At 35.7% G+C, this 12843-nt stretch carries 15 protein-coding genes and 1 pseudogene; 7 read left to right on the plus strand and 9 right to left on the minus strand.

Translation table 11 applies throughout. The annotated features are described in order from the left end of the window. Positions 1–842 precede the first annotated feature (842 nt). From Bccel_RS28050 to Bccel_RS29395, 7 genes and pseudogenes are all read right to left on the minus strand, one after another. Positions 843–1460: a hypothetical protein gene (locus Bccel_RS28050; RefSeq protein WP_036946065.1), complete on the minus strand. Its 618-nt coding sequence runs from the start codon at positions 1458–1460 to the stop codon at positions 843–845. Further along, positions 1438–2265, minus strand: a pseudogene (locus Bccel_RS28055) (RHS repeat-associated core domain-containing protein); the annotation flags it as partial. The pseudogene Bccel_RS28055 and the gene Bccel_RS28050, both read right to left, overlap by 23 nt. 80 nt (positions 2266–2345) lie before the next feature. Next, a complete protein-coding gene (locus Bccel_RS28060) occupies positions 2346–2936 on the minus strand; it encodes a cytochrome c family protein (protein WP_050753984.1) in 591 nt (196 codons plus the stop codon). A gap of 78 nt (positions 2937–3014) precedes the next feature. Next, positions 3015–4253, minus strand: a complete 1239-nt coding sequence (locus Bccel_RS28065; RefSeq protein ID WP_050753985.1) for an IS110 family RNA-guided transposase — start codon at positions 4251–4253, stop codon at positions 3015–3017. A gap of 245 nt (positions 4254–4498) precedes the next feature. Continuing rightward, complete coding sequence (locus Bccel_RS28070) at positions 4499–4843, minus strand: DUF2493 domain-containing protein (protein WP_050753986.1); 345 nt, start codon at positions 4841–4843, stop codon at positions 4499–4501. A gap of 17 nt (positions 4844–4860) precedes the next feature. Next, a complete protein-coding gene (locus Bccel_RS30590; RefSeq protein ID WP_160317771.1) occupies positions 4861–5025 on the minus strand; it encodes a hypothetical protein in 165 nt (54 codons plus the stop codon). A gap of 6 nt (positions 5026–5031) precedes the next feature. Then, entirely contained in the window at positions 5032–5202 is a 171-nt protein-coding gene (locus Bccel_RS29395; protein ID WP_082225177.1) for a SymE family type I addiction module toxin, read from the minus strand. Positions 5203–6237: 1035 nt separating this feature from the next. Between Bccel_RS29395 and Bccel_RS29400 the strand changes: the two genes are divergently transcribed. The 7 genes from Bccel_RS29400 to Bccel_RS28095 all read left to right on the plus strand — a co-directional run bounded on the left by Bccel_RS29400 (position 6238) and on the right by Bccel_RS28095 (position 10467). Continuing rightward, on the plus strand, positions 6238–6408 hold the full coding sequence (locus tag Bccel_RS29400) for a SymE family type I addiction module toxin (protein WP_160317772.1): 171 nt from the start codon (positions 6238–6240) through the stop codon (positions 6406–6408). Between the two features lie 6 nt (positions 6409–6414). Next, positions 6415–6579, plus strand: a complete 165-nt coding sequence (locus tag Bccel_RS30595) for a hypothetical protein (protein ID WP_160317771.1) — start codon at positions 6415–6417, stop codon at positions 6577–6579. A gap of 17 nt (positions 6580–6596) precedes the next feature. Next, a complete protein-coding gene (locus tag Bccel_RS28075; protein WP_050753986.1) occupies positions 6597–6941 on the plus strand; it encodes a DUF2493 domain-containing protein in 345 nt (114 codons plus the stop codon). Positions 6942–7184: 243 nt separating this feature from the next. Beyond that, positions 7185–8423, plus strand: a complete 1239-nt coding sequence (locus tag Bccel_RS28080) for an IS110 family RNA-guided transposase (RefSeq protein WP_050753987.1) — start codon at positions 7185–7187, stop codon at positions 8421–8423. A gap of 78 nt (positions 8424–8501) precedes the next feature. Beyond that, entirely contained in the window at positions 8502–9092 is a 591-nt protein-coding gene (locus Bccel_RS28085; protein WP_050753984.1) for a cytochrome c family protein, read from the plus strand. A gap of 74 nt (positions 9093–9166) precedes the next feature. After that, complete coding sequence (locus Bccel_RS28090; RefSeq protein WP_050753988.1) at positions 9167–10018, plus strand: RHS repeat-associated core domain-containing protein; 852 nt, start codon at positions 9167–9169, stop codon at positions 10016–10018. A gap of 14 nt (positions 10019–10032) precedes the next feature. After that, a complete protein-coding gene (locus Bccel_RS28095) occupies positions 10033–10467 on the plus strand; it encodes a hypothetical protein (RefSeq protein WP_036945939.1) in 435 nt (144 codons plus the stop codon). Positions 10468–10572: 105 nt separating this feature from the next. Here the strand turns inward: Bccel_RS28095 and Bccel_RS28100 are convergent, their stop codons facing one another. Together Bccel_RS28100 and Bccel_RS29955 are read right to left on the minus strand one after the other, a co-directional pair. Next, positions 10573–12078, minus strand: a complete 1506-nt coding sequence (locus tag Bccel_RS28100) for a P-loop ATPase, Sll1717 family (protein WP_036945941.1) — start codon at positions 12076–12078, stop codon at positions 10573–10575. A 372-nt stretch (positions 12079–12450) separates the two neighbouring features. Then, positions 12451–12828: a hypothetical protein gene (locus tag Bccel_RS29955; protein WP_152966117.1), complete on the minus strand. Its 378-nt coding sequence runs from the start codon at positions 12826–12828 to the stop codon at positions 12451–12453. Positions 12829–12843 lie beyond the last annotated feature (15 nt).

A 12843-nucleotide genomic window follows, 5' to 3' on the forward strand; every position in this document is an offset into this window, starting at 1 on the left:
TTATCAAATACTACTCATAAGACTATGGAAACCATGGAAGTATCATTGTTTATTGTTTAGGTAAGTTTTAGATTTTGCATCTACTGAATTTACTATTATATCATGATCGGGTAGAAAACAGCCTTTCAACTTCAGTCACGTTTTCTGTAGCCCCCTGCAATCCCGGACGGTCGGATTTCCCGAATCCGATTTTGACCTTGGATTCTATCAGTTTTGAGCCTTCCTTATAAATATTAAACTTAAATGATAGCGACATATACATTTATATATTTATCAGTTTACTCAAATCCTAACTCCACTTTGCTCCTAGGCTTTATCCCAGTTCATTTTTTTATGAAGTGTCCAAGGGCCCGTTGAAAGCAATTCTAAAGAATGGGGGAGCCAAAAGCCTTGGATTTACTTCTCGGCTGTTTCAAAGAAGTTACAATAGTTGTATGGAAATTTCAAATATTCGTTCAAATATAAAGCCATTAGAAGCTAAACCTATTATTCTATTAACAATTAAAACAAAGAAAAATAAATATTTTCACTGCCTCACAAAACAAAATTGGATTTTGGGATAAGCAAACCGGAAATTCTGTGAAGTCTCATAAAATAGGCTTCAGGAGCAGGGAAAGTATACGATAAAACTTTTATCGTATACTTTCCCTGCTCTGATGCTTAAGCCCACTCCGCAGCGACCAATCAGTTGCTTATAAGTGGCTAAAAAAGCTCTAAAGTAAGGCTACGTTAGCTTTTCTAAAGAATGGGGGCCCTTTGCCCGGGCTTCACTTCGTTAGCGACCTCAGAGAGGTTCCGAAAGAAAGGATGGGAAAAGCCCCAGCCTAGAAGTTGTTTCTATTTTATTTTAATTTTTCATCTCTTAATGCGTTAATATTTTTTTGACGTTCTTGCACCTTGTCGTCAGTCAATAATTTTTTTAATGTTGTCTTTTGCATTACTTCCATGATATTAAAAGGATTTTTTATGTGTCCCTTACAATACAGTAACCCTGTTGCTGCTGTAGATCTTGCAATTTTAGATAGATCATTAAGACAACTATTTCCAAATATTTCAAATATTTTATCGCTCGGACTAAATTCCATTAATTTTGTTAAAACTGTAATCCTGTGGCTTTCATCATTCGATTGTAAATTAGCAACAAAGATATCTAAATATTTTTCATCCTTTGAATAGGTGTATAAAGCTCTTGCTAATTCAATACTTCTACCGCTAGGGATGATACATTTAAGTAAAGAATTTTCAAGTTCATCTATTCCATTATATTTTCTGAGTTTAGGCAGGAATATGGAAACTCCGCTATCACCATCCTGAAAAGCTTTCCATATTATATCCTCAGCACTATCTCTTTCGTTATCATATATTTCATCTAAAGTATCGGGATTATATCCATCCATTTTCTGCATACCTGTAGCATTAACCTGATTTATTAAGTCATTATATGCTTGGCTTTGGGACATTGCAAAATACCTCCTCTACTTCAGTTACTAATCCTTCTTCTTGTCTTAGAGATACTATTGGTGCCTCTGTATTTTTCCATACATCACCAATCCCTTTTCCGTCTGGAAGATCAGGATGAACATATGCTACTTTTCCAGTAACACCATTAGCATATGCTGATGATACACTTTTCCACAGTGGTTGCTGATCGGTATCTAATCCTTTATCCCAAGTTGTAAATTTTTCTCCTAGCCACGTCCAGCCATTCAGTACTTTTCCACCTTGGGTATTTTCCATTATTGTCCCACCAATCATTTCTGCGTATCTTTCTGCAGCACCAATGTTTTTACTCCAGAAAACTGCACCATCTTTTGGTGATGAGAAATCAAAACATTTAGCAAAGCTATTAAAGTCTCGATCAAGTAATTTTTGAAAAGCTTTCTGTGCATCGGTTTCTGAAGCAAATATTCCTTTTGTTCTATCAAGGAACTGATCATATCCTTTCGCATCAAGTTCACTTAAGCTATCTCTATATGGATTGCTCTTTTCAGCACAATATCCGCTTGGGTCAGCATATTTTATAGGATTGTTGCTTACATATGCATATAGATTTAATCCGTCGCCTCTGTAAGTATCTTCTTGCGTGAACCTTCCAACAACTGGGTTGTAGAATCTCGCACGCAAATAATACTGCCCTGTAACCTGATCGTACTGTTCTCCGGCATACCTGAATCTATTCTGCACCTTCTCAACAGCCTCAACTGTATTACCAAATGCATCATACTGATACCGATTGACCACTGCACCAGTGCCGTCAACCAATGCAGTAACATCACCGTGGCCCTAATTAGGTAATATGTACTCTGTTATTGTGCTATTATCATAGAAGAAATTCATTAAGCTTATTAGTCTTCTTTTGTATCTTTCATTTTTGTAACCAATTCATCGAGGAGAATATCATTCTCAATATCTTTTGTTTTTGCTGCATCTGGGGCTGTTTGTTTAACTTTATTATCTTTTTCTATCTTAAATTTACCTTGGTAACAACCAAGTGCTTGGTAGTTTGTCTCTGTAACGACTGGCCCAATATATTTATATAAGAATAGCAAATAATGTTCAGAGGGCTTAATTACACTTACTCCATCTTGTGAAATTTCAAATCCATCTTTACTGATTCCACCTGATTCTAAAATATTCAAGATATCACTTTCTTTGACATTGCCTTTATGAACTTTTAAGACTTTTACCTTGGATGAAGTAAAAGTTACATGCTCATACTCGAAACTCTTTTGATCATTTGTAACTTCAGCTTCTATAATAATTTCTGATGCCTTTTTCAAATCTTTCAAATTATCGTATGATCGTACTAATGAAGAGCTATTATTGGCACTAATATTAGTTTGGCTTTTGGTTGTATCTGAATGGTTGGAACAAGCAATGAAAGTGAAGCATAAAACTGCTACTACTGATATTAAAACAACAATCTTTTTCTTCATTTAAATACACCCCTTGAATAATTTTCTCACGATAGCATATATAAAAGCCCTGTAAAAACAAGGCTCATATATATACTATCATGCATTTTCTGTTTTGGAAACTGTTGGTTTTATGTACTCTCTTTGATGAATCATCATTGAATAGATAACCTTTGCAATCTGCCTCATTACTGCGATTAAAGCCTGGCGCTTTGTTTTACCTTGTGATATCTTCTTATTATAATACTCCAGAAAGGTTTCATTTATCGGGCTTTTCTTATCCCTACCCCTACAGATATTCCTTGATGCTATGTCTCTAAATATCTCATAAAGCCTTCTATTACCTTGTTTATTCCTAAAGTTCTTGTCCTTATCGCCTGATGAACAGGCCACCGGACTAATTCCGCTATACCTACACATTTTATCGCTACTGGAAAACCTTCTAATATCACCTATTTCACTGATTAGCATTGCAGCAGTAATAGTATTAATTCCAGGCATTGTTTCAAGCCTGTAGGGAAATTGCTTCATATGCTTTTTTATCTCTGCCTCTATTACTTCCAGTTCCTCATTACAGTGCTTAATTTCCTTTATACAATGAGACACAATAAAATCCCGTGTTTCCTGATATTCCGTTGATGTATCTCCATCTTTTGCAACAAGCATCAATATCCTTTCTGCATGTTCAATTCCAAAAAATCCGCTGCTATGGATGGAGAGAAATTCCGCAAGCTCTTCTTTGGTAATGCCTCTAAGCTTTGACGGTGAGGGAAAGTTTTGAAAAAATTCCATTCCGGCCTTACAGTAAGTTACCGTAAAGAATTTAGGATAGCTTGGATAATGATGCGAAATGTAGCTGTGGACCTGATTTTTAGATGCAGCCCGTACCTTGACTATTGAATTACGCCGAGATACTAAAAGCTGCAAGGTCCAGCTATCATCATGAATTGATGCATCTGGAAGGGTATCCAATTGATTTAATAGAACCTTGGCAACACAGAACGCATCATGCCCGTCCGTTTTATGGGCTATAGCCTGATTACGCCTTTCTGTATAGGTTAGAGAAGCATCAACAGACTTTACAGTATAGCCGAGATTTAAAAGGAATATGGCAAAGTTCCTGCCGTTGCCTGAGGTGTCCTCTAGGCCGAAACATGGAGAAACACCACGTTTTAAATGGGATTTGACAAATTCAATAAGCTTTTCAAAGCCCTTTCTATTGTTCTCAAACCTGAGTTCTCCGAGCTTTTCAGTAAAGCAGTTGATAATGACTGCTACATGGGTACGCTTATGAATATCCACCCCAATAAAGAGTTTTCGCATTTTTGGATGTAACATTTTACATTCCCCCCTGTATTAAAATTTCAAGGTACAAACCTTGGCACAAAAGCACCCTTAATATCAGCGATAAGCCCCTAAAACAGAGACTCCGCAAACCCACGCCAACTATTTGCAAGGTACAAGCCCTATAAAATAAGAGCTTTTAACCTGGGAAAAACGGCAGCATTGTTATAACGAAATATGTAAAAATACATATCGCATGACCACGAACAGCCACATTATTCCCAGCTTAAAAACCCTTATCATCCGTATATCTTAAAGGGTATACCAGCATGTGAAGCCCTAATAATCATGTCACGAGTACCTTTGCTATTTGCCAAATCCTCATGAAATACCAAAAGTAAATCAGGCTTTTCCATCTTAAGCATCTGGGCGTTCCTGATAGGCCCGGCACTTTTGCCAAACCTCTGCCAGTCTGCCGGATACTCAATAAACCTGATGCCGCACTGACGAGCAGCACGGACAGCAAGAGTATCAGCACCCCGACACCCTCCGGCAATAAGCAAATCAATATCAAGACTTTTGACAACAGCTAGAATCTTCTGGTAATCCCTATAATAACGGCTTCCAGATACTAAAACCTTCATATGTAAAACCTCCAGATTTACTGAAAAAGCCTGTAAAAAATACAAGCCTTTGCACTAAAACCGAAAGCTGTAAACACAGCTATATCAATGCTTCCTGGAAATATACAGGATAAAAAATACCAATCGAAACTGGAAAACTGAGCTGCCATAATCTCTGGCAGCCCTATGTAAAAACCTCTCAAAATCCCTCATGCATCATCCTCACAATCTACAGGACGAATGGTAATAATACCCTGTGACACATCAATAACAACCCTGCATCCAACCTCAAAACCGTATGTAGCAAGCCACTCAGCCGAAACCACGATAGCAGGTGAATCATCCAGCCAATGACTCCTGACAGACGATAAAGCCACCATAAAAAAACACCTCCCAAATACTACTCATAGGCCTATGTAAGGAATATACCCTGCATAAGTCGGGGCAAATGCTACCGCTATATCAGCAACTATGTCAATGGGACTTTGATAAAAAAATAAATGAAAAAATGCTTTCTTCAGAGGGGCTTTAGAGAAGCTTTTTAAGAAGCTTCGTAGACTTCATCCGATATGACAGAAAAGACTGTTATCAGTCCTTTCTGTCATATCTCAAGTGTAAATTTCAAATAAATATATTTGAAATCTACACTTGATGAGTCTTAAAAGCCACTTCAAGAAACCTTGAAGAGTTCTTGCAGTTCTGCTGATCTCATGAGCTTCTGCAAAGACCGCCTGTAAGTACCAATAATGTCACATACGGATTGGCAAAAAAGACAACCTAAATGTCTTTTTGCCAATCCTAAAGCGATAAAAAATATAAACTGGAAATATTTTTTATCGCTTGTTGTCGCTTGCAAGAGTATCTGAACGCCACTACATAGCGGCTTACGGGTTATGCTTACACTACGAAGAGGCGTTGCTGTTGCTATAGAGAATCTTTTTTGACTCATACGGTTGCTGGAAAAACTTTTTATTGGTTTTTCCAGCAACCTAACGAAAAGCAGCAAATCTATGATTTGATACTTTTCGTGTATGTCTGTGTAAGCTGCTTACAAAGAGACTTTGAATGTGCTTATAAGATAAGCTTGAACCCGTAAGTCCCTCAAAAGCTTCTCCGACAGAGGCTTTTAAGTATCATTCAACTCCAGGTATGGCATTTATATTTGCCATACCTGGAGTTTCAGGAGAATGGGGTGACAAATAAAAAAGTCACTCCATTCTCCTGATGCGGGCTGCAAAGACCCTGATTAGTGCAGTATTAGGGACTTCGGAGAATTGCAGGGATAAGCATTTTTTCATTTATTTTTTTTCAAAGCCCATTGACATAGTTGCTGATATAGCGGTATCTTTTGCTCCAGCTTATGCAGGGGTATCTTCCTTCATAGGCTTATGAGTAGTATTTGGGAGGTGTTTTTTATGGTAGCTTTATCATCTGTCAAGAGTCATTGGCTTGATGATTCACCTGCTATCGTGGTTTCGGCTGAGTGGCTTGCTACATACGGTTTTGAGGTTGGATGCAGGGTTGTTATTGATGTGTCACAGGGTATTATTACCATTCGTCCTGTAGATTGTGAGGATGATGCATGAGGGATTTTGAGAGGTTTTTACATAGGGCTGCCAGAGATTATGGCAGCTCAGTTTTCCAGTTTCGATTGGTATTTTTTATCCTGTATATTTCCAGGAAGCATTGATATAGCTGTGTTTACAGCTTTCGGTTTTAGTGCAAAGGCTTGTATTTTTTACAGGCTTTTTCAGTAAATCTGGAGGTTTTACATATGAAGGTTTTAGTATCTGGAAGCCGTTATTATAGGGATTACCAGAAGATTCTAGCTGTTGTCAAAAGTCTTGATATTGATTTGCTTATTGCCGGAGGGTGTCGGGGTGCTGATACTCTTGCTGTCCGTGCTGCTCGTCAGTGCGGCATCAGGTTTATTGAGTATCCGGCAGACTGGCAGAGGTTTGGCAAAAGTGCCGGGCCTATCAGGAACGCCCAGATGCTTAAGATGGAAAAGCCTGATTTACTTTTGGTATTTCATGAGGATTTGGCAAATAGCAAAGGTACTCGTGACATGATTATTAGGGCTTCACATGCTGGTATACCCTTTAAGATATACGGATGATAAGGGTTTTTAAGCTGGGAATAATGTGGCTGTTCGTGGTCATGCGATATGTATTTACATATTTCGTTATAACAATGCTGCCGTTTTTCCCAGGTTAAAAGCTCTTATTTTATAGGGCTTGTACCTTGCAAATAGTTGGCGTGGGTTTGCGGAGTCTCTATTTTAGGGGCTTATCGCTGATATTAAGGGTGCTTTTGTGCCAAGGTTTGTACCTTGAAATTTTAATACAGGGGGGAATGTAAAGTGTTACATCCAAAAATGCGTAAACTCTTTATCGGGGTGGATATTCATAAGCGTACCCATGTGGCAGTGATAATTAACTGCTTTACTGAAAAGCTCGGAGAACTCAGGTTTGAGAATAACCGGAAGGGCTTTGAAAAGCTTATTGAATTTGTTAAATCCCATTTAAAACGTGGTATTTCTCCATGTTTCGGCCTAGAGGACACCTCAGGCAACGGCAGGAACTTTGCCAGATTCCTTTTAAATCTCGGTTATACTGTTAAATCTGTTGATGCTTCTCTAACCTATACAGAAAGGCGTAACCAGGCCATAGCTCACAAAACTGACGGGCATGATGCGTTTTGTGTTGCCAAGGTTCTATTAAATCAATTGGATACCCTTCCAGATGCATCAATTCATGATGATAGCTGGACTTTGCAGCTTTTAGTATCTCGGCGTAATTCAATCGTCAAGGTACGTGCTGCCTCTAAAAATCAGGTTCACAGCTACATTTCGCATCATTATCCAAGCTATCCTAAATTCTTTACGGTAACTTACTGTAAGGCTGGAATGGAATTTTTTCAAAACTTTCCCTCACCGTCAAAGCTTAAAGGCATTACCAAAGAAGAGCTTGCGGAATTTCTGTCCATTCATAGCAGTGGATTTTTTGGAATTGAACATGCAGAAAGGATATTGATGCTTGTTGCAAAGGATGGTGATACATTAACGGAATATCAGGAAACAAGGGACTTTATTGTATCTCATTGTATAAAGGAAATTAAGCACTGCAATGAAGAGCTGGAAGTAATAGAGGCTGAGATAAAAAAGCACATGAAGCAGTTTCCCTACCGGCTTGAAACCATGCCTGGAATTAATACAATAACTGCTGCAATGCTGATTAGTGAAATAGGTGATATCAGAAGGTTTTCCAGTAGCGATAAAATGTGTCGGTATAGTGGAATTAGTCCGGTTTCCTGTTCATCAGGTGATAAGGACAAAAACTTCAGGAATAAGCAGGGCAACAGGCGATTGTATGAGATATTCAGAGATATTGCATCAAGGAATATCTGTAGGGGTAGGGATAAGAAAAGCCCGATAAATGAAACTTTTCTGGAATATTATAATAAGAAGATATCACAGGGAAAAACTAAGCGACAGGCCTTAATCGCAGTAATGAGACAGATTGCAAAGGTTATCTATTCAATGATGATTCACCAAAGGGAGTACATAAAACCAACCATTTCCAAAACAGAAAATACATGATAGTATATATATGAGCCTTGTTTTTGCAGGGCTTTTATATATGCTATCGTGAGAAAATTATTCAAGGGGTGTATTTAAATGAAGAAAAAGATTGTTGTTTTAATATCAGTAGTAGCAGTTTTATGCTTCACTTTCATTGCTTGTTCCAACCATTCAGATACAACCAAAAGCCAAACTAATATTAGTGCCAATAATAGCTCTTCATTAGTACGATCATACGATAATTTGAAAGATTTGAAAAAGGCATCAGAAATTATTATAGAAGCTGAAGTTACAAATGATCAAAAGAGTTTCGAGTATGAGCATGTAACTTTTACTTCATCCAAGGTAAAAGTCTTAAAAGTTCATAAAGGCAATGTCAAAGAAAGTGATATCTTGAATATTTTAGAATCAGGTGGAATCAGTAAAGATGGATTTGAAATTTCACAAGATGGAGTAAGTGTAATTAAGCCCTCTGAACATTATTTGCTATTCTTATATAAATATATTGGGCCAGTCGTTACAGAGACAAACTACCAAGCACTTGGTTGTTACCAAGGTAAATTTAAGATAGAAAAAGATAATAAAGTTAAACAAACAGCCCCAGATGCAGCAAAAACAAAAGATATTGAGAATGATATTCTCCTCGATGAATTGGTTACAAAAATGAAAGATACAAAAGAAGACTAATAAGCTTAATGAATTTCTTCTATGATAATAGCACAATAACAGAGTACATATTACCTAATTAGGGCCACGGTGATGTGGTAGGTCTTACAGACGCAAGCGGTTCGCTTATTAACAAGTACCAGTATGATGCATTTGGTAATACAGTTGAAGCTGTTGAGAAGGTGCAGAATAGATTCCGGTATGCTGGAGAGCAGTATGATCAGGTTACAGGTCAGTACTATTTGCGTGCGAGATTCTATAACCCAGTGGTAGGAAGGTTTACACAAGAAGATACATATCGTGGAGATGGATTAAACCTCTACAGTTATGTTCAGAATAACCCTGTAAATTACTATGACCCAAGCGGATATTGTGCTGATAAGAGCAATCCTTTTGATAGATCAATGACCCGTGAACAATACAAAGCAAAAAAGAGCTACGAAAGGCTCTTGAAAAGGCATGGAATTGATTCACCTACAAAAAGAGCACAATTTTGGCAAGGTAAAGATAACTATCCAGGTATTGATAATTACAAGGATATTACATTGAAAAGGGGAAAAATAATATATGCAGGAGACCCAAGACCTACTGGGTATGGAACAACAGAATCTGCATTAAGGCGTACAGGAAACGATTCCCAAAAAATATTTGAAGGTTTGCAAGTTGGACCGTGGGATCCACCTGAAGACTTCATTCATTTATCTGGATATAAACAAACTCTGATGCCTTATGAAATGGTTGAAGATATTCCAGCAGCGTTTGGTATAACTAAAGCTAATCCGCATTTTGGAGATGGTGGATTACCTCAAGTTTACATAGCAAATTTTAATGAGTTGGTTGCAAGCGGAAAGATAAGACCAATTCCGGCTAAGAAAATACCTTTGAAAAATTGGTATATGAAGCCAGAAGATGTTAAGAAAGTTTATAGCAAAGTACCAAAACCCTAAATAGGAGGTTAATTATGCTGGATATAAATAATGGAGATTTAAAGTTATTGACCAATACAACTATAAATAAAAGCTTTACAGAACAAAAATTAAAATCAGATAATATAATAAATATGGTTCAAAGAACTTATGCCATTAATGGTTGGAACTATTATACTTTTAAACTTATCAATATAAATGGTTTGGATTTGATGTTAAAACTTACATTTAAAGATGATGTATTGGAATTTTGTTCACTCAAGCATTATGGCAGCTTTGAGGAAATTCCATTCGATACAGATAATGAAATAAAAAGATTACAAATCCATAATCAATGGTTAGAGAATATGCTGGGAAAACCTAGTGAAGGTGGAGAGTGGAGAGTACAATACAATTTTAAATGGGGAGAAGTTTCATCAGGATATAGTCCACAAACGCCTGAAAGTGCCATATATATTAAATGGATATAGAATGTAAGGCTGGGTTTTTCCCAGTCTTATTGTTTATCTGGAAACCGGCAGAGAATATCAGTGGGCCAGGAAGTTTTATCACCAATGTTGCCATCACATTATTATTTATGCAATATCTCGAAGCATTTTGATATTATTTTTAATTAAGAATACTATTTTAGGATCAATTACAATAAATTCCTTAGCACCACCAACTACTTGATCATTATCAATGATTAATCCATAATCCTTCATAATCTTAATATAGTTATTGGCAGACTGTGTGCTAAATTTAAATTCAGACACTAAATCTGTACTTTTAAAATGTACCTTACCTACTCGTAAGATTTTATTAATTATACTGATTATATCTTCTTTAGTACCTCTCTTAGATGGAAAAAGAGAATAATAATCATATTCTTTACAAAACTTAATTTTTGCTTTAATAATATTAGCTGAATCAAATTTATATGAGTTACTATTAGCAATCGACTGTTCATCATATACAGTAGAGAATAGTCTTATAAGGTCTCTAGGCGACTTATGTGCTAAATCAATTAAATAATTAATATCATTATTGTCTTCAATCAAATTATTTATATTAAAAGGCTTTACTAAAGAAAAATAATCTAACCTTTTTTGTAATATTGTTGATATATCACTATCAGTCCATGATATGTCTATAGGTTTAAACTTATCAAATCTTACTCCTTTTTCGTTTAGCTTTAACTTAACTTCTGTCCATATACTAAATACTATTGATAATTCCTTGAAATAAAGCAAATCAGTATCCTTTAATATTTGCTCAGTAAAATCTGCTATACGATTTATCCTTCCGTCTAAAGCTCTAAATTCATCAATTCTGTCGAAAAAAACGACTGTATTTTTAAAACCTGACTTTTTCACTAATGTTACAAGTTCAAGTAAAATGTCTTTTAGCAATGTATAATTTTCAAGGAATTGCTTTTCTTTTTCACATTGTGATAACTCCTCGATGCCCAGCTTTGGTAAGTAATTTTTATAAAAATCTTGGGAATAATTTTTGGGTAAATTTAAAGCCTTACATATTGCATCTGAGCCTATTTCCAAGCTTGAAGAAATTGCAATATTTATTGGTTTATTTAAAAAATTATTAAAAATATTTTTTAGAAAATTCTTGCTTTTATATCGAGTAACTTTATTATATGCGTTTTCAAATTCTCTTTTACTAATACTATTATAAAAATCCTTAATAAAAATAGCTAATTTTTCCTTATCGTATTTATCTAGAACTTTAAGTAATTGGGGATTTTTTGATAATGATACAACATAATTTTTAATTATATTCTTAATTATTAAAAGTATTAAGTATCTATCATTTTTATCTAAGGGGACACTATCGTAATTATCAATAATAATTGATAAAACATTTTTATTTGAAAGCTCTCTTTGAAGTTCTAAGATAAGAGCAGATTTTCCGCTGCCGCGTTCTCCGAAAATAAACCTGCTACTTCCGTTTGCTAAGTCTGTTACTAAAGTTTGAAAATATCTTGGTGGTAAATAAATCTCAGATAAATAATCAACTTCCTCTTCAGCTGAAAACCTTGAGAAAGGATTTTCCCTAAATCCTAAATTCTTATAAAGTTCTGGCATGATAAAATACCTCTTTAGTCTTTAGATTTATTAAATAAATCAAGTATAGTTTATATTATAATACAAATTGAGAATAATTGCATTTATTATTAACTATTAACATTCAATATCATCTAATTTAGAAATCTCCGAAGCTGCTTTAAAGCTACTCATGAAGTGAATCCCAGGTCTTTTGCCCCTCATTCTTTAGAAACGCTGATGGAGCCATACTTTAAGAATCCTCGAAGATGGCTTTTAAGTGTCTTGTAAAGTGTCTTCGAAAGGACTTGTAGAGCCAGAGCCGGAAGGGAATACGATTATAGTCATTATCGTATTTCTCTTCCGGCCCTGTAAGTAATTTTTTAGAACCGATAAAGTAGAAGTAACAATGTATCATTTTCCTACCGATTCTGTATTGCTACGTTTGCTATGGATAATAAGAAAAATAATAATTCCTGCTATAAACAAACCTGCAATTGTAAGCGATATCCAGAGTGGTACTGTGATGATAAACCTGATTACCCGTAATATAATGCTTACGAATGAGAACAAAACAACAAAGGTAATCAACCTTATCATCCAGTGTAATATAGAGCCGCTTGTTTTTCCACTAATTATATCATTCCTGTATAAAGATCCCACAATATTCCACGCCACGGAAAAAGCTATAAAGCCTACAATAGATATAGTTATATAGTTGTATAGAACATTGTCAAAGAGAGTATATCCATCTGTTAACCATTCAAAAATTGGCTTTAGTATTGTTTTCATTATTCTCATCAATCC

Source organism: Pseudobacteroides cellulosolvens ATCC 35603 = DSM 2933 (assembly GCF_001262605.1).
GTDB lineage: Bacteria > Bacillota > Clostridia > Acetivibrionales > DSM-2933 > Pseudobacteroides > Pseudobacteroides cellulosolvens.

Excerpts from the sequence above, each read along its gene's own strand:
- Bccel_RS29395 (WP_082225177.1), bottom strand. The coding sequence starts at position 5,202 with ATGGTGGCTTTATCGTCTGTCAGGAGTCATTGGCTGGATGATTCACCT.
- Bccel_RS29400 (WP_160317772.1), top strand. The coding sequence starts at position 6,238 with ATGGTAGCTTTATCATCTGTCAAGAGTCATTGGCTTGATGATTCACCT.
- Bccel_RS28065 (WP_050753985.1), bottom strand. The coding sequence starts at position 4,253 with ATGTTACATCCAAAAATGCGAAAACTCTTTATTGGGGTGGATATTCAT.
- Bccel_RS28070 (WP_050753986.1), bottom strand. The coding sequence starts at position 4,843 with ATGAAGGTTTTAGTATCTGGAAGCCGTTATTATAGGGATTACCAGAAG.
- Bccel_RS28085 (WP_050753984.1), top strand. The coding sequence starts at position 8,502 with ATGAAGAAAAAGATTGTTGTTTTAATATCAGTAGTAGCAGTTTTATGC.
- Bccel_RS28050 (WP_036946065.1), bottom strand. The coding sequence starts at position 1,460 with ATGTCCCAAAGCCAAGCATATAATGACTTAATAAATCAGGTTAATGCT.
- Bccel_RS29955 (WP_152966117.1), bottom strand. The coding sequence starts at position 12,828 with ATGAAAACAATACTAAAGCCAATTTTTGAATGGTTAACAGATGGATAT.
- Bccel_RS28060 (WP_050753984.1), bottom strand. The coding sequence starts at position 2,936 with ATGAAGAAAAAGATTGTTGTTTTAATATCAGTAGTAGCAGTTTTATGC.
- Bccel_RS28075 (WP_050753986.1), top strand. The coding sequence starts at position 6,597 with ATGAAGGTTTTAGTATCTGGAAGCCGTTATTATAGGGATTACCAGAAG.
- Bccel_RS28095 (WP_036945939.1), top strand. The coding sequence starts at position 10,033 with ATGCTGGATATAAATAATGGAGATTTAAAGTTATTGACCAATACAACT.
- Bccel_RS28100 (WP_036945941.1), bottom strand. The coding sequence starts at position 12,078 with ATGCCAGAACTTTATAAGAATTTAGGATTTAGGGAAAATCCTTTCTCA.